1 pseudogene is annotated in these 1,207 nt (G+C 52.4%); it reads left to right on the top strand.

The features are described from left to right. Positions 1-44: 44 nt before the first annotated feature. Positions 45-1,207, top strand: a pseudogene (locus BBB56_RS23380) (IS3 family transposase); the annotation flags it as partial.

Below are 1,207 nucleotides of genomic sequence, written 5' to 3'. Positions count from 1 at the left end.
CAGACATCTCAGAGCCATTTAAGATGACTTGAGGAGAGGTGCCTGTGAGCGGCAAGCGTTATCCCGAAGAGTTTAAAACTGAAGCAGTCAAACAGGTTGTTGATCGCGGTCATTCTGTTTCCAGCGTTGCAATACGTCTTGATATCACCACCCACAGCCTTTACGCCTGGATAAAGAAGTACGGTCCGGACTCATCCACTAATAAAGAACAGTCAGGTGCTCAGGCCGGGATCCGCCGGCTTCAGAAGGAGCTAAAGCGGGTTACTGGCGAGCGGGACATATTAAAAAAGCCGCGGCGTACTTCGCAAAACTGTCCGACTGAGGTACGCCTTTATCCGTGACAACATCTGTTGCTGGCCTGTTCGTTTGCTCTGTCGGGTGCTGGATGTTCATCCCAGTGGCTTTTACACCTGGCTTCAGCAGCCGCATTCTCAGCGCCACCAGGCAGATCTGAGACTGACGGAACAGATCAAACAGTTCTGGCTGGAGTCCGGTTGTGTTTATGGCTATTGCAAGATCCATCCGGACCTGCGGGACAGCGGACAACAGTGCGGGGTGAACAGAGTCTGGCGACTGATGAAGCGTGGCGGGATAAAGGCTCAGGTCGGGTACCGGAGTCTGCGGGCACGTAAAGGCAGGTCAGTATCGTGTCGCCCAACAGACTCCAGCGACAGTTCAGTCCGGATGCTCCTGAGGAGCGTTGGGTAACGGATATAACCTACATCAGGCCCCACGAAGGCTGGCGGTATCTGACCGTGGTTGTTGACCTGTTCTCACGTAAGGTTATCGGCTGGTCAATGCAATCCCGGATGACAAAGGACATTGTCCTGAACGCATTGTTGATAACTGTATAGCGGCGTGATCCCCAGAGACAGGTGCGGGTTCGCTCGGATCAGGGCAGTCAGTACACAAGCCATGAGTGGCAGTTGTTCCTGAAATCACACGGCCTGGAGGGGAGTTTGAGCCGTCGCGGTGACTGTCACGATAACGCGGTTGCAGAAAGCTTTTCCCAGTTACTGAAACGCGAGCGGATAAAGAAAAAGATCTACGATACGCGGGAAGAAGCCCGCGGTGATATTTTGATTACATCGAAATGTTTTATATCAGTAAGCGTCGGCATGGTTCGAGCGATGAGATGTTACCGACAGAATATGAAAACCAGTATTATCAACGGCTCGGAAGTGTCCAGATTATCCGTGGCGATTCA

Origin of the sequence: Candidatus Pantoea deserta (genome assembly GCF_003813865.1) — a bacterium.
Classification (GTDB): domain Bacteria; phylum Pseudomonadota; class Gammaproteobacteria; order Enterobacterales; family Enterobacteriaceae; genus Pantoea; species Pantoea deserta.
Note: the sequence above shows the minus strand (reverse complement) of the source record. Positions and strands in the feature narration are given on the sequence as shown.